This is a genomic window from Paeniglutamicibacter sp. Y32M11 (genome assembly GCF_019285735.1).
Lineage (GTDB): Bacteria > Actinomycetota > Actinomycetes > Actinomycetales > Micrococcaceae > Paeniglutamicibacter.
On sequence record NZ_CP079107.1, the window covers coordinates 3,214,693 to 3,236,854 of the forward strand.

17 protein-coding genes are annotated in these 22,162 nt (G+C 56.3%); 9 read left to right on the forward strand and 8 right to left on the reverse strand.

The window, feature by feature from the left end:
• Positions 1 to 26: 26 nt before the first annotated feature.
• Complete coding sequence (locus KUF55_RS14275) at positions 27 to 1,244, reverse strand: O-antigen ligase (protein WP_218817008.1); 1,218 nt, start codon at positions 1,242 to 1,244, stop codon at positions 27 to 29.
• Positions 1,245 to 1,549: 305 nt separating this feature from the next.
• Positions 1,550 to 2,341, reverse strand: a complete 792-nt coding sequence (locus KUF55_RS14280) for an alpha/beta fold hydrolase (RefSeq protein ID WP_218817009.1) — start codon at positions 2,339 to 2,341, stop codon at positions 1,550 to 1,552.
• A 52-nt stretch (positions 2,342 to 2,393) separates the two neighbouring features.
• Between KUF55_RS14280 and KUF55_RS14285 the strand changes: the two genes are divergently transcribed.
• Positions 2,394 to 3,581 (forward strand): acetyl-CoA C-acetyltransferase, encoded by a 1,188-nt coding sequence (locus tag KUF55_RS14285; protein ID WP_218817010.1) that lies wholly within the window; start codon positions 2,394 to 2,396, stop codon positions 3,579 to 3,581.
• Between the two features lie 278 nt (positions 3,582 to 3,859).
• Here KUF55_RS14285 and KUF55_RS14290 read toward each other — a convergent pair whose 3' ends face one another.
• Complete coding sequence (locus KUF55_RS14290; protein WP_218817011.1) at positions 3,860 to 4,987, reverse strand: acyltransferase; 1,128 nt, start codon at positions 4,985 to 4,987, stop codon at positions 3,860 to 3,862.
• Positions 4,988 to 6,935: 1,948 nt separating this feature from the next.
• On the opposite strand from KUF55_RS14290, the gene KUF55_RS14295 reads away from it, so the two are divergent.
• The 4 genes from KUF55_RS14295 to KUF55_RS14310 all read left to right on the forward strand — a co-directional run bounded on the left by KUF55_RS14295 (position 6,936) and on the right by KUF55_RS14310 (position 12,406).
• Positions 6,936 to 9,011: an acyltransferase family protein gene (locus KUF55_RS14295; RefSeq protein WP_218817012.1), complete on the forward strand. Its 2,076-nt coding sequence runs from the start codon at positions 6,936 to 6,938 to the stop codon at positions 9,009 to 9,011.
• 230 nt (positions 9,012 to 9,241) lie between these two features.
• Positions 9,242 to 9,391, forward strand: coding sequence for a hypothetical protein (locus tag KUF55_RS14300; protein WP_218817013.1), 150 nt, complete (start codon positions 9,242 to 9,244; stop codon positions 9,389 to 9,391).
• A 323-nt stretch (positions 9,392 to 9,714) separates the two neighbouring features.
• Positions 9,715 to 10,758 carry an aldo/keto reductase gene (locus KUF55_RS14305; RefSeq protein WP_218817014.1) on the forward strand — a complete coding sequence of 348 codons (1,044 nt, stop codon included), beginning with the start codon at positions 9,715 to 9,717 and terminating at the stop codon, positions 10,756 to 10,758.
• 238 nt (positions 10,759 to 10,996) lie between these two features.
• A complete protein-coding gene (locus KUF55_RS14310) occupies positions 10,997 to 12,406 on the forward strand; it encodes an NAD-dependent succinate-semialdehyde dehydrogenase (RefSeq protein ID WP_218817015.1) in 1,410 nt (469 codons plus the stop codon).
• Between the two features lie 172 nt (positions 12,407 to 12,578).
• Here the strand turns inward: KUF55_RS14310 and KUF55_RS14315 are convergent, their stop codons facing one another.
• Complete coding sequence (locus tag KUF55_RS14315) at positions 12,579 to 13,886, reverse strand: SH3 domain-containing protein (RefSeq protein WP_218817016.1); 1,308 nt, start codon at positions 13,884 to 13,886, stop codon at positions 12,579 to 12,581.
• Between the two features lie 275 nt (positions 13,887 to 14,161).
• Here KUF55_RS14315 and KUF55_RS14320 point away from each other — a divergent pair, with 275 nt between their 5' ends.
• Complete coding sequence (locus KUF55_RS14320; protein ID WP_255557063.1) at positions 14,162 to 15,325, forward strand: AI-2E family transporter; 1,164 nt, start codon at positions 14,162 to 14,164, stop codon at positions 15,323 to 15,325.
• Positions 15,326 to 15,482: 157 nt separating this feature from the next.
• Here the strand turns inward: KUF55_RS14320 and KUF55_RS14325 are convergent, their stop codons facing one another.
• The 4 genes from KUF55_RS14325 to KUF55_RS14340 all read right to left on the reverse strand — a co-directional run bounded on the left by KUF55_RS14325 (position 15,483) and on the right by KUF55_RS14340 (position 20,235).
• The gene (locus KUF55_RS14325; RefSeq protein ID WP_218817018.1) at positions 15,483 to 16,421 is read right to left on the reverse strand and encodes an SH3 domain-containing protein; all 939 of its coding nucleotides are present in this window, start codon (positions 16,419 to 16,421) and stop codon (positions 15,483 to 15,485) included.
• 318 nt (positions 16,422 to 16,739) lie between these two features.
• Entirely contained in the window at positions 16,740 to 17,228 is a 489-nt protein-coding gene (locus KUF55_RS14330) for a ferritin (protein ID WP_218818811.1), read from the reverse strand.
• A 135-nt stretch (positions 17,229 to 17,363) separates the two neighbouring features.
• Positions 17,364 to 17,759, reverse strand: a complete 396-nt coding sequence (locus KUF55_RS14335) for an SdpI family protein (protein WP_218817019.1) — start codon at positions 17,757 to 17,759, stop codon at positions 17,364 to 17,366.
• 103 nt (positions 17,760 to 17,862) lie between these two features.
• Entirely contained in the window at positions 17,863 to 20,235 is a 2,373-nt protein-coding gene (locus KUF55_RS14340; RefSeq protein WP_218817020.1) for a Tex family protein, read from the reverse strand.
• Positions 20,236 to 20,990: 755 nt separating this feature from the next.
• Here KUF55_RS14340 and KUF55_RS14345 point away from each other — a divergent pair.
• The 3 genes from KUF55_RS14345 to KUF55_RS14355 all read left to right on the forward strand — a co-directional run bounded on the left by KUF55_RS14345 (position 20,991) and on the right by KUF55_RS14355 (position 22,120).
• Positions 20,991 to 21,347, forward strand: coding sequence for a hypothetical protein (locus KUF55_RS14345; RefSeq protein WP_255557064.1), 357 nt, complete (start codon positions 20,991 to 20,993; stop codon positions 21,345 to 21,347).
• An 89-nt stretch (positions 21,348 to 21,436) separates the two neighbouring features.
• Entirely contained in the window at positions 21,437 to 21,814 is a 378-nt protein-coding gene (locus tag KUF55_RS14350) for an RNA-binding S4 domain-containing protein (protein ID WP_218817022.1), read from the forward strand.
• Between the two features lie 78 nt (positions 21,815 to 21,892).
• Positions 21,893 to 22,120: a PLDc N-terminal domain-containing protein gene (locus KUF55_RS14355; protein WP_218817023.1), complete on the forward strand. Its 228-nt coding sequence runs from the start codon at positions 21,893 to 21,895 to the stop codon at positions 22,118 to 22,120.
• Positions 22,121 to 22,162 lie beyond the last annotated feature (42 nt).

Below are 22,162 nucleotides of genomic sequence, written 5' to 3' on the forward strand. Positions count from 1 at the left end.
CCACCTATCTGCCTATATTGGGGCATTCAGGCTGGCGGGACGCGATGGGAACTGTCGTCTAGTCTGGCTATAGCTGTGCGTCCGCGAGTCTGCGGACGCACAGCTTCCCTCGGTCTGGAAACGCAGATAACCAGAATCGGTATGATCGCAATCGGGAACATTGAATCGAAGTCACGGAACCGCCCGGCTACTTCAAGACAGGCTGTCACGAAGAATGTTGCCATATAGGCAGCCGGGAAATTGATTCCAAGGCGTGCGTATTGGGTCGCTCTAACGGAGGCGAGTATTAGCAGCATCGCCACGCTTGCCGTCAGGACGAGCCCGCCTGTACTCATCATGTGGACATAAAGGTTATGACCATTGAACGCAATGTCGATCAGGGAATTTTCCTCGGCACTGATGGCGCTGTACCACGAGTAACCGTTGCCGGTTAGGTAGTTCCCGGTCAGGTATTCAGCGCTTCCTAACCAAATTTGTCCGCGCAGTGAAAAGGCTGTCGGGTCGTCTGTACTGACCGGGATAAGAATGGCCAAAGCCGATGCGGCGAGCAGAATTGCGCAGGAAAGACCACTCCTCACCCTGCCTTTCCTGAGCATGGATATGATCCAGTAGGTTGCCATGCCAACTCCGCCAGCTACCAGCCCGGTCCGCGACGCTGACCAGAGGAGCGCCCAGAACACGACTGCGAAACCCAGCAGTCGTGCCCCTTTCCGCCGCATGAGAAAGATGGTCGGCACCCCCAGCCCAAGCATTACTCCCAAGATATTGGAGTGGTTAAACGGGCCCGCAAGTAGATTGTCACCAATGATGGCTTTCTCCGCTAAGGAAATATTGCCGCTGTATCCATGCAGGAATGCACGTCCAGGCACAAGCAGTGCCATCAAGATAGAACCCCCAGCAATAGCAACAGTTGCATGCGCCAGTGTTCGAAGGGGCCAGATTGTTGGTTTGATGGCACCAAGGAAAATGACCACTGTCGGGTAGACCAACGTTTGGTAGCTAAAGGAAGCGTGAGTCGCGTATGAGTTGATGCAGCTGATAACCCATGGAAGTAGTGCAACGAGTAGGACGCCCGGCCGGGGGGCAATGCGACTCATCAGCGATGTCGCATAAAAAGCGCACATCGCCAGTAAGATGCCAACCAGAATCATGGAAGCCATCGCGGACTGTCGCGTCGATCCAACCGTATCGAGGAGAGTGTTAGCTCTTCGCTCGACCTGCATCACTTGGATCAGGGCTGGCACTAGTGAGGCCAGTACGGCGACCCGCAGAACTCCGGTAATGCGCTTGTCCCCGCGATCCGAGATGGGGAGCCGTGTGGTTTTAAGCCACCGCATAGCGATGAGCGGTGCAAATAAGGCGAGTGGATACCCCACGAGTAACACGATCCAGTGCGCTTCCAAGATACCCCCACGTAATTGATCAAATATTCGTAGTCTACCGGCACCCCGCTTAGTGCCCTATCTGCCGGGATTGTTAAGTCTCACCGACTGAAGCACATAAGAACTCGATTGCCGGCTACTTGCTCCGAGGCTCCAATGGACGTGGACTACGGGTTTACCCGTAGAAACGGCAAGAGTTGCTCCAGAATGGGTTCGGGAGGAAACAGCGTGCCGCCGTGAGTGCGCCCTACCAGTTCCACCATCCGGGCGTTGGGCATGACCGAGGCCATGGTGCGAGAGTGGTCAATGCGTGGCACATCCCGGGTCCCGGTCATCAGCAGTGTCGGAGTAGCCAACTGCGCCAGCAACATCTCACTGACCGCATTTCCCGCCTCGGTGGATTCAAAATATGCGGCCAAGGCCAAAGCATCATTGGAGGCAAAGGCCAGTCGAGTGGCCGGGTCAAGCTTGCCACCATCTGATTCCATGCCGGCAACGAAGGCATCCATGGTTCCGGTTTTTAAGGCTTCAAGATAGCCGTCAAAGAAGAGGGTACTGATGTGTTGAGCCTCGATGGCGTGTGTACCACCGAGCATCGTCAGGGAGCGCACCTTCGTTGGGTAGTTAATCGCAAGGGACAAGCCGACTCGGGAGCCAAATGAATAACCTACGACGTGCACGGATTCATGGCCGGTAGCTTCAAGCACGGCGAGCACATCGGCGACGACCAAATCCATGGCGTAGGAAGCCGGATCGTGCGGTTTACTCGAACGTCCGTGACCGCGCAGGTCCATCCGGATGGTGTCGAATTCCGGTTCCAAGGCCTTCACATATCCCAGCCCGCGCCAGATAGACCGGGACAGTGCAGAACCGTGCAGTAACAAAACCGGTGGGGAACCGTTGCTACTGGCGTCGAAGTAGATAGTCTGGGCATCAACCGGGTTCACTGCAGAGGGCATAATAGTGAGCTTATGGCACAGAACCTCCCTTTACCCAAGCGAAGGAAACGCCTTGAATGATGATCTAACTCCCGTGGTTGTTGGCGGGGCACGCACTCCCTTTGGAAAATTCCGAGGATCACTTTCTTCACTTTCAGCCGTCGATTTGGGAGCCCATGCCATTACGGCAGCCCTGGAGCGTAGCGGGGTTTCGGCCACGGATATTAACCACGTCATCATGGGCCAGGTCATCCTGGCCGGATCCGGCCAGGGTCCGGCGCGCCAGGCTGCATTAAAGGCCGGCATCGGCTGGGAAGTCCCCACGGTGACAATCAACAAGCTTTGCCTTTCCGGTTTGACGGCGGTGATTGATGCCGCCAGGATGATCCGCGCGGGGGAAGCCGACTTCATCGTTGCCGCGGGCCAGGAGTCGATGACAAACGCTCCACACCTGGTGCGTGGAATGCGGTCCGGGATGATGATGGGTGACAAGATGATGGAGGATTCGCTCAACCATGACGGCCTGGCCGACCCATTCACCGGTGAGTTGATGGGTTCGGCTACCGAGACGGGCAACACCAAGCTCGGGATCAAGCGCTCGGATCAAGATGCTTTAGCGGCTAGATCGCACCAACGTGCAGAGGCTGCCCGGTCAATCTTCGAGTCCCAAATCGCGCCCATCACGATTACCCAGCGCCGAGGCGCGGACGTGGTGGTGTCGGTTGATGAAGGCGTGCGCCCCGAAACCACCGAAGAGCAGCTTTCGTCCCTGCGTCCAGCGTTTTCCAAGGATCCGGGTGCCACGATCACCGCTGGTTCTTCCTCGCAACTTTCGGACGGCGCGGCAGCCGTGATTATCGCTTCTAAGGGCGCTGCCCGCCGAGCCGGGCTGAGTTGGTTATGTGAAATTGGGGCGCACGGGCAGACCGCTGGACCTGACGGACAACTCCATTCCCAGCCGAGCACCTCGATCCTCGCCGCGCTGGCTAAGGACGGCCTGGCCATCGAAGATGTGGATCTCATAGAAATCAATGAAGCCTTCGCCTCGGTGGTACTTCAGTCGGCTAAGGACTTGGGTGTGGATCCGGAGCGCATTAATCTCCAGGGCGGCGCCATTGCGTTAGGTCATCCGGTGGGTGCTTCGGGTGCGCGCCTGGTTCTTCACCAAGCAATGGAGTTGGCCAAGCGAGGTTCGGGCACCGGCGTGGTTTCACTTTGCGGTGGCGGCGGCCAAGGTGACGCACTCATCATGCGCGCTTGATTTCACCCAGCACTGACTGTTCGCCTGCAGGCGGTTCAAAGGTTCACCGAATAAATTTATAGACGCCCCATGAAGGTGCGAGTGATGAGAGCACCGGTCGGACTAAAGATTCCCCCCAGTCTTCCGACCGGTGCTCATTCTTTTAAAGGGCGACGTTGGGTGTCGGCGTGAAAGCGCCGCCGACGGAGCCATATAACAAATGGGCACGATATACCGAGGACGTGCTGCTCCCGGCGCAGGTACTGCGTCGACGTGTGGACCGAGCCCGTCAGAGTCGCTTAGCGGATGGGGGAAGTCGGACGAACTCCAGATTCCTGTCCCACGATGCCGGCCTGTCGAAACGTGCGCTCGAGTCCCCGCTGCCGTCTTGCTTCCAAAGGCCTATCGAACGCCAAGACCACGATTATTCCCGCCGCCAACGACGCAACGATGGCAGTCGCGCCATCAAGGTGCAGCCCTACCGAGGCGAAAGCGCTAATGACCAAGATGTGTACGAGATAGACAGGATAAGAGAGCTCGCCTATCCATCGGTCGACGGCTGACTTCTTGGTGCTCTCGAAGATGGCGGGGACAAACAGGGCGAAGACCAATGGGAAAGCCAGGGTTGCCAGCAGGTACACGGGTGGGACGGCTTTGAGGAAGGGCATCGCCAAAAACGCAAGAAGAACCGTCCCGAGGGGAAGAAACCGTGGTGTCCCAGCGGGAATGTAGGAGCGGAAGCGGTAGGCGAGCATCCCGGCAATGAAGATGGACAGTTCAAACGGGAAGAAACGATATGACCATGGGTCGGCGCGGAGGCCGAAAAACATGCCGCATATGACCCGCAAGGCAATCGACCCGAAGAGTAGGCCGATCAGTGTCCGAGTGCTCCGGCGCGCAAGTAAGGGTGCCAGAAGGTAGAACGTGATCTCAAGTCCAACGGTCCATGCTTGTGGCACCAAAAAGTACTGGTAGGCGGGGGCCTCAGCTGAGCGAAAATCGGAGGTAAAGTGTAGTGATCCTTCTGGGTTTATGGCTGCGAAGAGCGACCAGTCCTGAGTAACGATGGTTATATTCGAGATAACTATTGGCAGCCAAGTAGTCAGAGGGTACTCGAACATATCCCGGATGGGGAACACCGAATGGCCTAGAAAAATATTCCCACCCAGGAGTATGAGCAAAATGCTTGCAGCAATCGTTAGCAGGTAAACTGGAAAAAGCCTGACCAGCCGAGATTTCATAAATGTAATCCATGGCTTGGATGCAACCCTCAGGTACTTGGTTTCAAGCACCATGGCCATATAGAAGCCACTAATCACGAAAAAGCATTCCACGGCAGTACGCCCAGAAACCAGAGGGAATCCCAGCACCTCACTCGTGTGGGCAGAAATCACGGCCAACGCCAAGAAGACACGCAAAAAACCCAACTCGACCTCCAATTAGGAACACGGACAACCGGGTCACTTTACCATTGCCTAGCCCCCGTGAATTCGTCGAGCAACGAAACAATAAGCGATCGTTTTTTGGTCACCATCAACGCCCCGGCTATCTGCCCCCGACCCTGCGGCGGTTTGCAGCTTTCAGCGGCGAGGAAAATCGGCCATCCGGATGCGCCAACCGGGGAACGATCCGCTAATGATCGGAGGTAATTTTAAAACAGTTTCAACGCTCAGTGTTATCGCTGCAGCTGGCCGCCTACGCGCGCTCAGCCTGTTCACGGCTGGCTCCGTTCGATGGGAGGTAGTTGCAAACGATGTCCCTGAATCGGGTGCTATTCCATTTAGCGGGCTTGAGATTTGATGGTATTCAGAGTCGGGAGCATCGCTATCCTTCCTGCTAGCGCAGTCCACGACCATTGTCACCGAACCTAAGTCGAAAGCTTGGGATATGCGTGAAAAATGCCAAGTGGTGTTCGCCCTCGCAGGGGACTCGAAAGGCGCCTCGCACACCGAATGGTTTGAAGTTTCGTAGGGTCAGGCACTGCCTAACCTTTGGCCGGAACGACCCGCGCAACTGATGGTATGGAACAACACCATTGAGACTCACGAAGCTTTGGAGCTAATGCAGACAGGGCCCGACTCAATCCCAAGTTCACCGTTTACAACGAATCGGCCCCCGGCATAGCCCTGTCCTGTCATAGACCTGCATGGCGCAGATCTGTCCGGTCCTCCCTAATCTTCTGCTCATCAACTTTGGGCTCAACTACACCACCGATCATGTCGTGCTTCGTTGCTGACATTGATGATCGCGTTGAACCTGTCCGGGCTCAATACCCCGGTGTGCGCGGCCTGCCTCTCGCAGAACTCCCCGATCTCCATGGGTGCTAGGACGCAGGCGGAAGTCGATCTCCACTCGGTCCGTCAGTTGGCCTCGCGTGCACACGGTCTTGGCAATGGGCACGGTACATTCCGGCATTCGAGGCATTCGGGATGCTGGGTGACTACGGGCAGTCCCTGAGGAATGCAGATGGTGTTCGCCCGCTCCCGGCAAGCTCATTAGAATCGACCTCGACCGGCGCACCGCCACGGGCGAACATTAGCTATGCCTGGATCGCCACAATTTCACTGCGCCAGCACACCGTAACCTTCCCCGAAATTGGTGTCGTTGTATATGGCCGTCTGTATCTGTCGTCAAGGTTCGATGAGGCGAGTGTGGAGCCTATCGTTGGTGCAAATTTTGACGCACGGTGGGATCAAGGCACGCCGCAAGAGGGCGTGGGCAATTCGGCTGGTTCCATCGGTGCGGCATGTACGGACAACTCAATTACGCCCGGGAGCATGTGCTATATTTTTCGATCCGCACAGTTGACGGTCAACTTCATGCAGGCGGTCACCTAGCGATTGCGCCGCATCGTCGGCGGAACGTGGGCGGATTCCAACGTGGCCGAAACCCTGACCCTTGCCGGTGACAACAGCTAGACGTTCTTTAAGGTCGGGCAGGACGGTGCGCGCAGCGTCTTTTCGCATCATTGACACCGAAGTAACGGTTACAACCGCGTTCACGCCCGATTACTAATCCCATCCCGGTGTCGTCTTGGCCACCGGTTCTCCTAACGATTACAAGCTGTTCGAATATGCAGGGATCGTGTCCGGGCCATTAGCACTGTCGGCTCCCGAACATGACACCATCCACAGCGTGATGCGGTCTGAGCACTCCCTTAGCGAAGGGGCCCTACCTGCGTATTTGACCAGCGGCGGAGATGTCTCAGCGCTGCCCATCAATGCTTGACCACAAAATCCGCTAAAAGGATTCCAAAATTTCGCAAGGTAGACTTACCGTCGAAATGAAGAGAGCGATAGAGGCCCAATGACGTATCAAATAACTCGAAATAAGCTCGCAATTAGGGCCTCATCAAGTCGGGTAGACATCCAAGGCTTGAGGGCAATTGCAGTCACTCTTGTGATCGCGGATCACATGCGAATTTTCCAGCAATTGCCTGGAGGGCTTGACGGCGGTTTCATCGGTGTGGATGTTTTCTTTGTTATTTCTGGATTCCTGATTACTGGGCATCTATTTAAGGAAATTGAGGCCAATGGGAGGATTTCGTTTGCATCGTTCTATGTAAAGCGCGCTCGAAGGATTCTTCCGGCGGCAATCCTAGTGCTCTTGGTTGGAAGCTTGGCCGCGTGGTTGATCTTCTGGCAGGCCAGGGCCCAAAGTACGGGCGTTGATGCACTCTGGGCACTATTCCTCATGTCAAATATCAATTTCGCAAGAGCCGGCACAGACTACTTCTCCGATGGTCAAGCATCCTTGTTCCAACATTATTGGTCCTTGTCGGTGGAGGAGCAGTTCTACCTAGTGTGGCCACTATTGATCCTAGGTGCTTACCTTCTCTCTAGAAACTCACCCAGGCCAATGCGACGTGTGATGCTCTACGTCGTTGCGGTGGTCGGAATACTATCGTTTGCGTGGGCTTGCATCTCGACAGCGGCGTCGCCAGTCACAAGTTACTTTTCTACTACTGCAAGAGCTTTTGAATTCATGCTCGGCGCAATGATTGCCATCTTGGCAGTCAAGCTGACGGCTCAGAGTTGGCCTAGGCTGGTTCGAATTTCTCTCAGCATAAGTGGGTTGGCATTGATCGCCGCAGCAGTCATCCTTATCGATCCGGGCAACTCAGTCCCTGGGCCGTGGGCACTCTTGCCTGCGGTCGGGGCAGCTGTTTTCATTGCGGCGGGGACCGGGGTGAAGGGAGGTGTTCAATTGCCGATTCTCAGGTCAAAGCCCGTTGGTTACATCGGGAATCTTTCCTATTCGCTCTATCTATGGCATTGGCCTGTCATTGGCCTCACCGCAGCAGTAATGCCAAGCGGGAGCTTCGTGTACCTTGGCGTCGTAGCCTTTTCCACGACGATCTTGTCGGTAATTACTTACCATTTCGTGGAACAGGCATTCCGATACCAGAAACCCTCAAAAGATAGAGACAAACACCGAAGCCCAAAGAGCAGTGCAGGAGCCGTTAGGACTGGCCAGGCAGCTTCCGTCGTGGCAGCGGGGCTGGCTCTAACAGTGGTCATCACAGCCGCCGCATCAATGAGTTCAAGGGTCCCCTTTGAATCGACTGCTTCCGCCGGATTGGAATATCAAATAGAAAACCGCGCTGCTGAGACAGCAGTGAAGTCCATCCAGCATCAAGCGTTGGCGGCAATCGAGACCGATTCTTGGGAAGGTCTGTCACCCGCAGTAAACATGGCCGGAAACAGCAAGGAATCAATATTAACAGATAACTGCTGGAACAATCGTTACGAAGCCCGCGAAAGTTGCATCCTTGGTGATGAGCAAGCTGAAAACACCTTGCTTGTATTCGGTGATTCCATGGCAATGAACTGGGTTCCTGCACTTTGGAATGTCGTCCAAAAGCATGAAGGGTGGAACCTCGCAGTATTTGCCAAAGTGGGATGCCCTTACGCATCAGTATCCGTTTACGATACTGATGGATCAGAGTATGAACGCTGTGAAAGTTTTCGAAGTTGGGCATTGGATCAAATTCAGGATCTAAATCCCACTACTGTTATCTTGGCGTCTGCGCTCAAGAAAGAACTTCCGGCTGCTGGCGATATCGCAACGACTTGGTCGGTTGGCGCAGAAGGGACAATCAAAGAGTTGGCGGAAATTGAGAATGTGTTCGTTCTGGCTCCGCCACCCGAAGGAGTAAACGTTGCATCGTGTGCGAACAAATTCAGTTCCCCTTCGGACTGCGCATCCATTGTCTCCGACTTATGGTTAGACACCAGCAAAAAGACTCAGATCGTCACTCAGGATCTGGGCCGCTCCTTCATAGACTCTGGGTTGTGGTTCTGCCTACCTAACGGAATTTGCCCTTCCGTAATTGGGGACCATGTTGTGCGTCGAGATTCGGTACACATGACTGAGGAGTACAGTCGCTCTCTAGCGCCAGCAATCGATGCTTGGTTGTTCCCGCCAAGTCTCGGTTTCAACACCGACTGACTGCCGGGACTGCTAAGGCTCTGCACACCACAATGAGGGCTCGGCACCGCAAAAGGACTCACCGTCAGCTCAGAAGTCCATTTTGTTCACACAGGCAGATCAAAGGTGCCGCTTTCCTTCCTCTGCCCTCCCTCACTTCCCTCGACAATAAACTCCCTTGGGACCAGACTGAAGGTATCGGTTGTGCTGGCCAAGAGTCCGCACGTTCTAGGGATTAAGGAGCACGCGTGATGAGTGAACAACCAGTCGGCGACGAAGTAGAAGAAGCAGAAAAACCCACTGAAAAGCCGGAGCATGTATCGAGCGAGCACGACGAGGCGCTGGTGCAGGAATGGGAAGACGAGTCTTTTCCTGCTTCGGATCCACCGTCGAATTACTGACTCAAAGCTGAATGACACCATTCGCCCAGCTTCCACACAGCTTCCCATTTTAGGCTAGTAACTACCTTCTCAAGGTGCGAGTGATGATCAGAAGAACCGGTCGCGGCGGAGTTTCACCTCCTTTGCCGTCACGACCGGTTCTTCACTTTTAACCTTTCTGCCTTCCACTCGGAGTCAAGTCACATTGCTGCATATTGGACCGCATCACCGCATGCCGAAGCCCAATACCGTGGACGTGACGGGAATGTGGGGCAAGAATGGGATCCGCGGACGCAATGTTAACTTTCCGCCTTCCCCACGAAATCCAGGAGAACACCCACCCCATGGCCGAAGAACTCCGTTACTCCCCCATCCCAGAAACCCACGCACCGTATCTGGCTGCAGCTGACCGATATGAATCCACCGGATACCGCCGCGTGGGCACCTCGGGACTTATCCTTCCCCCGATTTCCTTGGGACTGTGGTGGAATTTCGGTGACAACCGGCCCTTCGACACCCAGCGCGAAATCCTGCGCCACGCCTTTGATCACGGCATCACCCATTTCGATCTGGCCAATAACTACGGCCCTCCGTATGGCTCTGCAGAAGAGAACTTCGGCCGGATGATGCGCACCGACTTCAAGGCCTACCGCAATGAACTCATCATTTCCTCAAAAGCCGGCTGGGACATGTGGCCAGGTCCCTATGGAAACCTGGGATCACGCAAATACATCCTGGCATCCGCGGACGAGTCCCTGTCCCGCATGGGTCTTGACTACGTGGATATCTTCTACTCGCACCGCCCCGATTTGGACACCCCCATTGAGGAGACCATCGGAGCACTTGATACCTTGGTACGCCAGGGCAAAGCGCTCTACGTCGGGATCTCTTCGTACTCCCCTGAGCGCACCGCACAGGCAGCAGCAGTGGCCAAGGAGTTGGGCACCCCCCTGGTGATCCATCAGCCGTCGTACTCGATGCTGAACCGCTGGGTCGAGGACGGGCTTCTCAACACGCTGAGTCAACATGGCATGGGATCTATCGCCTTCACTCCACTGGCGCAGGGCCTGCTGACCAATAAGTACCTCGGCAATGATGCGGCCACTCCCGCCGGCGGTCGCAACTCCGTACAGGCGCACCTCACCGAGGAAAATTTCGCCAAGGCCCGAGCCTTGGCGACTGTTGCGGAATCACGCGGTCAGTCGCTGGCCCAGCTCGCTATCTCCTGGCTCTTGCGGGCCGGTGGAGTGAGCTCGGTGCTGATCGGAGCCTCCTCGACGGCTCAGTTGGACGAGAATCTTGGCGCACTCACCAACACCTCGTTCACGCCCGAGGAGCTTGAATTGATCGACAAGATCACCATTCCAGAGGGCTCCAGCAACCTCTAGTCTCAGCTGACCACCGGTTACGTAGGCACCAGATCCACAGCCAGAAACCCTACTAACAATGATTCCGTAGGGTTTCTGGCTTTTTTCAACGAAAAACCACAGAAAGTAATTCGCTTACGGCGGATATCGATACGATCGGCGCGTGACGGCCTTCACAAATTGCCACTTTCGCGACATGATGGATGGGTACGTGGCGCGCAAGATACAGCCTTGCCGCCCAACGACCACCAAAAGGAGCATGGCCGTGACTTCCACCGCCCAGACGCCGACCGCCCCCGGATACCGAGTCCTCAATCCAGCCACCGGAGCAATTCTCGAGGAATTCGCCACGGCCACCGACACCGATATTCAGGAAGCTCTCGCCGCCGCCGAAAGCGGTTACCAGGCGTGGAAGAACGTCGACATCAACGAACGTGCCAAGATCGTGGCACGCGTGGGTGAGCTATTCGCCGAGCGAGCCGACGAGTTGGCCGCAATCGCCACCGCGGAAATGGGTAAGCCGCTCTCCGAGTCCAAGGGTGAAGCAGAATTCTGCAAAGACATCTTCGAGTACTTCGCCACCGAAGGCCCGGGCCTGGCAGCAGACCAGGAAGTTAAGACCTTCGGCGGTGGCAAGGCCATCATTGAGCGCCTGCCCGTCGGCCCGTTGTTGGGCATCATGCCGTGGAACTACCCCTTCTACCAGGTCGCTCGTTTTGCGGCCCCCAACCTGATGCTGGGTAACACGATTGTGCTCAAGCACGCCGAGACCTGCCCGCGATCTGCTTTGGCGATCCAGGCAATCATGGATGATGCGGGTGTGCCAGCTGGCGTGTACAACAATGTTTTTGCCTCCCATGATCAGATCGCCACGATCATTGCCGACCCCCGCATCCAGGGTGTCTCGCTGACCGGGTCCGAGCGCGCCGGTGCCATTATCGGCGAGCAAGCCGGGCGCAACCTTAAAAAGGCAGTTCTGGAATTGGGCGGATCTGACCCGTACGTCATCCTCGACTCTGCCGATATCAAGGCCGATGCGGCGACCGCATGGGCAACGCGCATGGAGAACACCGGCCAGGCCTGCAACTCCAATAAGCGCATGATTGTCATGGAGGACATCTTTGACGACTTCGTCTCCGAGCTGACCGCGCTGGCTACCGATTTGGTTCCGGGCGATCCGGCCGAAGAAGTAGCTGGAACGTTCGCCCCGCTGTCTTCCCGCGCGGCTGCCGAGTCACTCGCAGCTCAGGTGAAGGACGCCGTCGACAAGGGCGCAACCCTGCACGCCGGTGGCACCCTGCATGAGGGCCCGGGCGCCTACCTCGAACCGACCGTGCTCACCGGAATTACCAAGGACATGCGTGCCTACTACGAAGAGCTCTTCGGCCCGGTAGCAGTTGTTTACAAGGTGACCTCGGATGAGGAAGCACTCGAGTTGGCCAACGACACTCAGTACGGACTCGGTGGCGCTGTATTCTCCACGGATCCTTCCCGCGCAGCCAAGGTCGCCGCCGGTCTTGAATCGGGTATGGCAAACGTCAACACACCATCAGCCGAGGGTGCAGAGATGCCGTTTGGCGGCGTGAAGCGTTCAGGCTTCGGCCGCGAGCTTGGTCCGCTAGGCATGGATGAGTTTGTGAACAAGCGACTGTTCTACGTGGCTGGCTAATTCGAACAGCTAAGAAGAAGTGGCTGCGGTTCTCATCCCCTAGGGGATGAGAACCGCAGCCACTTCTGTAAATAGGAGAACCCGGAGCGAGTCGGCACGGATAAACACCTACAACCCGGCCTAGGCGGTCCCACCACTCGTCGTATCGATCGCGCCCCTTCTTGCGTTTCCGCTACCGTCCTACATAGTCAAAATGCCAAGCCTCGGCGTAGGGTGATTCTTCTTCGAGGATCTTGCGGTGCACCCAGTTGTAATTCTTGGAATTCGCCTTCAGCCACTTGAAGTATTTGCCGCGGAATGAATAGTTATAGGTTTCTGTCATATCAATGGCCGTACCCCAACCATGGTTTGACGTGCCGGGGCGCGCAGCGACATAGGGGCCGAGCTTGACCCAGTAGGCATCCTGAGTTGCCCGAGTTCGGTAGGCTAGGTCAATATCAATATTCTTGCCAAACTTCTTTTTGAAGGCCGCGTTAAGCCGATTCAGGTCTTTGAGCGCCGGTGAGGCGATCAGTGTTTTCTCGGGATCCCACGCAATTGCAGCGAGCATCTTTTCCGGAACTTTCCCGTTCGTTTGGGCCAGTACCTGCTTTGCCGTGTATTTGCTTGGCTTCGTAGTTGCCGTCGATTTGCGGGACAGCTGACTTGTTTTCATCCACCCAGTCATGCCCTGAGTATGAACAAAGATCCAGCCGCTCACGGAACCAGCAGTCTTTTCCAGCTTCAAGTCTCGATAAACCACCGAATTACGTGGGATATCGCCAATGAGAATTTTTCCATTGACACTCTGCCGGAGGTCACCTCCAGAAATCTTGGTCCAGTATCTATCGGTCAGACCTGCGCGGTTTGAGGTGTATTTTTGATCAATATAAATCTCGCGGCCTGGCTTCTGGGCAACGGTAGAAAGATATGTGCTTTGGACCCAGCCAGTTTTGCCACGCCGCATGATTTGGGCAAAACCACCGGAAATTCTTTTGACAGTGAAGATCCCCGCCTTTGGGACTGTGGCCAGCACCTTAGACACTGTGTTCGCATTTTGTCGCAATTTTAGCTCGGCAGTGGTCTTGCCAAGTTCACCGGCCCTTATGGCTTTGGCGACAGTGCGCAAGTAGTCGTTAGAGGCCCACCCCGTCTTGCCTCCGTACCGCACCTGGCTCCAACCAGAATTGGTTGCGCTGACACTTAGCTTGGTGCCTTTGGGCATCACTGCGAGCTTTTTGCTCGAGGACGAAGGGGACGCGCGTAGATTAAGGTTCGTAGTGGTTTGTACCGTTCGAACTGTTGCTGCCGCCACCGTTAAACCCGATTGCAGCGTTGTTTCCTTCAACGAGGAAATCAACTCAGCGGCGTTAACACCACTGGAAGGAATCTGCTGCGCCTGAACAGGGTTTAAGGGCGCAAGTGCAACAATCGGTGCGACCAATAGAACCACCGCTACCCGCTTGAACCCGAGTTGCGGACGTGGACTTGACCAGATCATTTACGTTCCCCACAAGTACTATTCAGATTCATCCTGCGACAGCACATGCGCTGCCCACTAGGATGTTATTAGCCTAACCTTTTTGCAAAGTAGTAGTGTTCGGTAGCCGCTCTGTCGTCGCATTGCATAGAGTGGAGAAGTTGCCAATTTCAAGGAGTCAATTGATGTCACCGAAGTTAGGCCTGAAGAGGAAGGTGCGGACGAGTTCAGCCACGCCACCCGAAGGTGCCGCCGCTCTGCCCGTCTCTAGCACGCCGAAACACACAGTCTCAGGGATGTGGATCGACCCACTGGGCCGCGTTGCCACGCGCTCGGTCCAGTTACTTGTGGTTATCGTCTTGGCATCTGCGGTTGTATTTTCCCTACTAAAGCTCAGCCTCATTGCCCTGCCCATTCTGCTGGCATTGATCCTCTCCTGCGCTCTCTGGCCATTGGTACGGCTGTTGCGCAAGTACATGTCTGCGCTGCTGGCAGCATGGGTGGTCTTCCTCGGCACTCTGCTGGTTCTCGGCGGCATCGGCACTGCACTGGTCTATTCAGTGGTGGCCGAGTGGCCAACCCTTGTTGATAAGGGAATTGAAGGTTTCGGCAAGCTCCAAGGAATGCTGGATCAGCTGCCCCTCACCATCTCCAGCGATCAGGTTGACCAGGCAGTCACTCAAATCACGAGCTTCCTCACCAGCTCACAATTTGGTGCTGGCGCGCTCAACGGGTTGTCTGCGGCCGGAAATTTCTTTACCGGCCTAGTGCTGCTGCTGGTCATCTTGTTCTTCTTCCTCAAGGACGGCGACAAGATTTGGCAGTTCTTCCTCTCCTGGATGCCGGATCACCAGATGCATCGTTGGCTCTCCACCGGTGAACGCACGGTAGAGACACTCGGTGGATACATGCGCGGAACAGCGACCGTGGCGGCAGTTGACGCCATCGGCATTACCGCAGCCCTGCTGATCCTCCGTGTTCCTCTGGCCATACCCTTGGGTGTTGTGGTGTTCATGAGCTCCTTCATTCCGTTGGTCGGAGCCACCTTCGCCGGAATTCTGGCCACGTTAATCGCTTTGGTCACCAACGGACCACTGGTGGCTCTGATCGTCCTCGGTGCCGTGATCGTGGTGAACCAGTTGGAAGGTAACTTCCTGCAGCCGGTTGTCATGGCCCACGCGCTGAACCTTCACGCCCTAGTGATCTTGTTGTCGCTGGCCGCAGGTACGGTTCTCGGCGGGCTGGTGGGTGCCATCTTGGCCGTGCCATTGGTGGCTGTTGCCTGGTCCATCACCAAGATCTGGTCCGATCGTGATGAGCGAACCGAAACACCGGGATCGACCCCATCTGGTGAAGGCAATACTCCGGAAGAACTTCCGACTCCGGCTTCGGTAGTTCTTGAGGCCAAAAAAGACCAGGAATCAGCAACCGTTGGCGAGCAACGCGAGGCGACCGCGTAGAGCTTAACCAACCACGTGGGAGTAGCTCGTAACTAGAATTCTCCGAACGCCAAAGAGGCGGTGATCAAAACGCATTGCGTTTTGATCACCGCCTCTTTCGGCTATTGTCGAATACCTAAGACCCAATCTCCCTTGCGGAGCAGGCCCAGCGATTCGCTTAGCCCAGATGAGTGCTGTGAACCCAGCCTTCGAGGCGACCGGCACGTACCTTAGTCCATTGCCCGCGGCTGGCCATGACTTCAAGCTGTTCACCAGCAGGCAGCTGAGCCAGCGCTCGATAGTTGGCCGAGGCACCACGGTAGAGGGTGGTTTCGGTGACCGTAACCGGGGTCTTGGAAACCACATAACGCAATTGCAACTGGCTTGCTGGAACCCACCCTGTTTCTTGGTCCAACATGATTCTGCGCCACGGACCGAGCTTCCCATTAACCCTCACCAGGGTTCCTTGCTGGAGGATGCGTAATACGGCGAACCTGTCCCCCGCGTCCTTACGGACATTCAGGCGCACGGTGGTGGTGAATTCCGTCGGAGACATCGGTTCGATCCCGGTGGCGGGACGACGGACATTGATTCTCGCGAGGTAGGCGCTCGGAACCCAACCGACATCTTTTCCCGTGGAGACTTTGGCCCAAGTTCCCAATTCGTCGATCTGTCGCACTTGGATGTTCGCTGCCAAAACACGCAGCACTGGGTAATTGGTACCGGATCCCTTACGCAGATTCAGATCCGCGGTACTGCGGTGGGTCGGAATGAAGTCCTCGTCCGGGATCTCGGGGGCACTTGCCGCGGTGGGACCGACTGCGTTGCTGCCAGTCACGGGTCGTGCAGGGATCTGAGGCTTGGATCGCGGGGCCTCAAGGCGTTCAAGGCACTGGGTCGGGAGCCATCCAAAGGTCTGGCCGTGCTGCACGCTCGCCCATAGCCCATTGGTGCGCAGCAGGTACACCGCAGTGTTTTCAGCGATGAGGTACTGGGTGGCATAGTGCCGGCCCGCACCCTTGCGTAGCTTGAGCTCGGCGGTGGTCCGGTGCGTCGGCCCTGGCGCCTCTACCGGCGCGGGAGTCAGCGAGATGCGAGCTGAATCAAATTTCTTCATGCTGAGACCACTGCTGTAGCCGTGCCCGCTTCGGGGTTCCGTAAAGTCAGGCGTGCACGGACTGGGGACACGTGGAATTGACCTCACTGAAAGAGTAATTGACCGGAGCATGGCTTAGTGGCTGGAAGGAATTCGCAGGTCCACCAACTGTCCAGGCGTTGTGAAATACGTGGTCCGGACCCCGGCATCAAAAGATGCCTTTCCCCTATGTTAATGCACACATGACCAAGGCCCCCAGTTGCATACCGAGGGCCTTGGTCACATCGTCATCTTGCGTGCGCCCGCATGGTGGTGCGAGCACTGAGACGAGCGTCGTTTTTAGCGTGCTGACAATTCGCCGTCGAGGCGCAACAGTCCGTTGCCGTCATTGTTGATCATCTTGACACGGTCAAGGATTCCGCCAACGGTGGCTTCCTCTTCGACCTGCTCCTCGATGAACCAGTTCAGCAGCGGCACCGAATCAATGTCGCCCTCATTGTGTGCCAGACGGTAGAGATCTCGAATGGACTCCGAAACCTTCTTCTCGTGGCCAAGGGAAGCCTCGAAGGCTGCCGCGACGGAGGATACGCTCAGCGCCGGTGCCGTGATGTCACCGATCGCCGGGTGGGCACCGCGGTCGGTCATGTGGGTGGCGAACTTCTCTGCGTGTTCCAGTTCCTCAGCGGCCTGGGCGCGGAACCAGCCAGCAATACCGGGCAGGCTCAGAACGTCCATTTCAATGGCCAGCTGACGGTAAACCGTCGAAGCCTGAAGTTCCAGAGTGATTTGGTCGTTGAATGCGTCTGCGAGCTTTCCGTTAAGTTCCATAGAAAGTACGTTACGCACTCTTTAGTGCCTTGTCACCGAAGTATGGCCGTACTTACCTTGCAGTAAATATGGGCACATTACCGCTCGTAGGAAGGGCACGTGAAGGTGATCCTCACCTATCTTCGGTAGTAAAGATTAGTCGGTGATGATGCGCTCCCCTGCGTGAATCTTGGCAACCGCTCGGTTCGCATCCCGCAGCCCCAATATCAATCCCGTGACCATGATGACCATTCCGAGGATCAAGCCAATTGCCAGAACGGCTTCCGACATTTCCATGGCGACTGTCGCAATCCCCGCGACGGCCATCACCACTGCGGCGCTCGCGAAGCCCCAGATGCTTTTGCTGGCCGCGGCATGGTGTCCAAGAAGCCAGCACGTTTCACAATGCATCAAGGCCGTGGTGCGCAGCCCGATCCAAGGGTTCGGTTTAATGGCTCCATTTGCCGCTGCTTTCATCATCCAGATCATTGCGGCCATGATGAGGACCATGATCACGGTGGTGATGAGTAATGTCAGTTGTTCGGTGTTCATGGTTTTGCGTGGCCTTTACAGTTTCCTGGGTTCATGCCGGTGAAAGGCATACGGGTCATCATTTTTAAGGGTATGCCCACGTCCCGCAGACGGGAAAGTACGCCTATTTTCCGAGTCCGGCGCGACGAAGAGCTTCGGCCATAGCGGTGTTTCCGCCGGCGCTTGGCTTGGCTTCCCGCTGCGTCGCAGACTTGGCACCCCGGGCTGGGGCATTGTTGGTCCTCGGCGCCCGGGGCTCGGCACCCCGCTGCGGCAGAGACAACCGTTCGTTCCGCTCAACTTTTGCGCCTGGCTCATCATCCAGGCGAAGCGTCAGCGAGATGCGCTTTCGCGCCGGATCCACTTCAAGGACCTTGACCTTAACAACTTGGCCGGAGGTGACAATCTCGCGTGGGTCAGAGATGAACTTGTTACTCATGGCCGAGACGTGAACCAGACCGTCTTGATGGACACCCACGTCCACGAATGCGCCAAAGGCGGCCACGTTGGAGACTGTTCCTTCTAGAATCATGCCAACTTCAAGGTCACTGATTTTCTCCACGCCTTCCTTCAGGTTGGCGGTCTTGAAGTCGGGTCGTGGATCGCGGGCAGGACGCACCAATTCAGAGATAACGTCCTTGACCGTGGGTAAACCAAACTGTTCTGTGACAAAGTCCACTGCATTCAACGAACCAACGGATTGGTCTTTGGAGGCAGCGGCAGCCAGCAAGCGCTCAGCCAGCCCGTAAGCCTCCGGGTGTACCGCAGATGCGTCCAGTGGCTGCTTGCCACCGGTGATACGTAAGAACCCGGCACACTGTTCGAAGGCCTTGGCCCCCAGACGTGGAACCTTCAGTAGGGCCTTGCGAGTGGCGAAGGGGCCGTTGGCGTTACGGTGCTCAACGATGTTCCGACTGAGCAAGGAACCAACACCTGCCACTCTCGCCAATAAAGCCGGCGAAGCGGTGTTCACATCAACGCCCACGGCATTCACGCAGTCCTCGACCACTGCGTCCAGTGAGCGGTCTAGTTTGGCAGGGGTCAAATCGTGCTGGTACTGGCCAACTCCGATGGACTTAGGTTCAATCTTGACCAGTTCGGCCAACGGGTCTTGCAGCCGGCGGGCAATCGATACTGCTCCACGAATGGAGACATCCAGATCTGGCAGTTCGGCACTTGCCAGCGCGGACGCCGAGTACACCGAGGCACCTGCCTCCGAAACGATGACCTTGACCGGCTTGTCGGTTAGTTTGGCAATGACTTCTCCGGCCAATTTATCGGTTTCGCGGCTGGCGGTACCGTTACCCACGGCGATAAGTTCAGTGCCATGTTTGGTTGCCAACCCGACCAGCGTGGCTACCGACGCGTCCCATTTATTGGCTGGCGCGTGGGGGTAAATAGTGGCAATGTCCACGACCTTGCCCGTGGCATCCACGACAGCGACCTTGACGCCGGTACGTAATCCCGGGTCCAGGCCCAGCACCGCACGGTTCCCGGCGGGTGCGGCGAGCAATACGTCTCGTAGGTTGGCGGCGAAGACTTTGACGCTGGCTTCCTCCGCTGCCTCGAAGAGACGGGTGCGGAGATCGGATTCCAGCCGGGCCAGCAATCGTCCGCGCCAGGCCAGTCGAACAGTCTGCGCCAGCCATTTTCCGGCCGGGGCATCAGCAGCTGCGTTGATCCCCAATGAATGGGCCACGGCTGCTTCATAGCCTCTTCGTGCCTCCGCCAAGGCTTCTTCAGAACGAGGGTCCGCCTCGGCAAGTTCCAGGGATAGGGCGCCCTCACGCTCGCCGCGCAGTAGCGCCAAGATGCGGTGCGACGGCTGTGTGGCAACGGGCTGAACGAAGTCCTCGTAGTCGGAGAACTTGGCGGCTTCCGAGGCCGACGCGCCTGGGGCAATCTTTGAGGCGATTTTTCCTCGGATCCATAGCCTTTCGCGCAGCTCGGCGATTAGGACGGGATCCTGCGAGGCTCTCTCCGTGAGGATGGCTCGGGCGCCTGTTAACGCGTCAGCCACGGCGTTAACTTCGTACTCGGCATTCAGGAAGGAAAGGGCCAGAGCTTCCGGATCCTGATTGGGATCGTTGATGAGCGAGTCTGCCAAGGGTTCCAGACCGGCCTCGCGGGCAATCTGGGCGCGAGTGCGGCGCTTCGACTTGTAGGGAAGGTAAAGATCTTCGAGTTCTGACTTAGTGGTCGCCGAGCTGATTGCCCCACGCAGTTCGTCGGTGAGCTTGCCCGATTCGTCGATGGACTTCAAGATCGCTTCCCTACGATCTTCTAGCTCGCGCAAGTACCGCAGGCGTTCTTCCAACAACCGCAGCTGAATATCATCTAGCGTGCCCGTGACTTCTTTACGGTATCGAGCAATGAACGGAACCGTTGAACCTGCATCCAGCAATTCGACAGCAGCCTTCACTTGCCAGTCTGCGACAGGTGCTCCCCCGGCGGATAGTTCGGTGGAAATTGTCTGGATTATTCGCGTTTGGCTCACTCACACTAGTTTGCCGTATTTGGCATGTGGTCTCTGGCTCCCATAGAAAGATCGGTGTTTGCGTGTCGCTTTGGGACCAAAAGTGGCGAGACAGAGCGAAGAGGCACTTCGACGGCGAACTTTCCTTATGAGATGATTCTCCGCGTCGCTCGAAGCCGGAAATCATCGTGCTTACCGACCATTGATGTCAACGGCCTGTCCTTTTCGTGTTCCGAGAATCCTCTGTGTGAACATAACCGTCTAAATTCACAGCTGCCAAGCAAGACGACATTGGAATTTTGAGACCGAGCAGCTTTCGAGGGTTTGTGGTCACCTTTTCAGGGTTGGATCACCACCGCATCTCGAATCTGGTCGGCCGCATACCGTAATTCTCAGGAAACCATTAGATATATAACTGCACCAACCACCGCTGCGGCCAAAACGGCTAGGCCAATGTTTTGCCACAGTATCGGAACGCGTGGTTCCCTACCGTAACTATTTCGTTTCCCCATAACTGCCCCAATTCCGTAATTCACACGAGATACTTCAATCTTCGATCCATTCGTATTCGCTAAGGTTCGTGCCGTGGCCAACAACGGAGTCTTTTCACCCTGATATTCACCCTTGTAGGTTTTGGGTCATATTGGATATGAACTAATGCCCTAGGTCACAGCTTGTTCGCCCTCCATTTCGCTCCATCTCAACGGGCAAGGCCAAGATCATAGGGTCTCGCGTTCCCAGCATCTTCACAACACCAAACAACTACGATGGATCACATGACTTTTTCACGCTCCAAGAAAGCCTTGATTACAGCCCTTGCCGTCTTGGCTATAGCGACTTCCGGCTGTGCAGGCATTGCCGACACTGCCTCATCGGCTGCTTCTTCCGCAGCCACGCAGTTAGCCGACGGCGCGAAGAAAGAACTCATCAAGCAGGTATGCGCTCCGATAAAAGACGGCACCATTAACGCAGAGGATCTGAAGATCGTCACATCAATGGTTGATGCCGTTCGTGAAGGCGGATTGCCCAAGGAAATTGTCAGTGCCTTGGATGACGTCGCAGCTTCGGGCGACAAAGTTCCCGCCGACGTTCAGGCTCGACTCGTCGCGGCGTGTGACAACGCATCGGCCTAGGATCCATCGGGGAAATCCAATTGCGTGCCGGTTGGAGCCACGTGACGCACTGCTCCGCAGTTGCACGCAGTGCTGGATAGACTGTCGAGGTGAAGCAGGAAACTAAGGCAGTTCGAATCGACGCATGGCTCTGGTCCATTCGGATTTTCAAAACGCGTTCGGCAGCAACTACGGCCTGCCGTGCTGGCCATGTGCGTCTCAACGACAAGCCAGCCAAGGCGGCCCAAATCGTCGTGCCCGGTGACACCATCCGCGTGAGGCAATCCGGATTCGACAGAACTCTGGAGGTGACAGCCTTGATAGCCAAAAGAGTTGGCTCGGACGTGGCAGTTCGCTGCTACGTTGACCACACTCCGGTCAGACCGAAGGAAGTCATTCCGCAGGTTCCCGTCCGAGATAGAGGCGCTGGACGGCCAACCAAAAAAGACCGCCGCGAGATGGAACGGCTTCGCGAACAGATGCACTGACCTGAGAGCTACGATAGGAAAGGTACCTCATCTGTGGGAGGGAATTCGCCACAACCACAATTTAGCCTGAGGAGAAGTATGGCTCGGAATAAAAGCTGGAATGAACTTTCTGTTGTCGCTCGCTGGAGGATCGCGATCTTGGCGCTCGCACAGCTGGCTCTTCAATTCGTTGCCTTACGCGACTTGGTCAAGCGCCCAGCAGCTGACGTACGTGGTTCCAAAAGTCTCTGGGCGGCTGCAACTTTCATCAATTTCTTTGGCCCATTGGCTTACTTGGCTTTTGGCCGCGGGTGGAAAAATAAGTAAGCGTCTTTTCTCGAATGAAGGAAATCCCGAGTAGGCCTAACG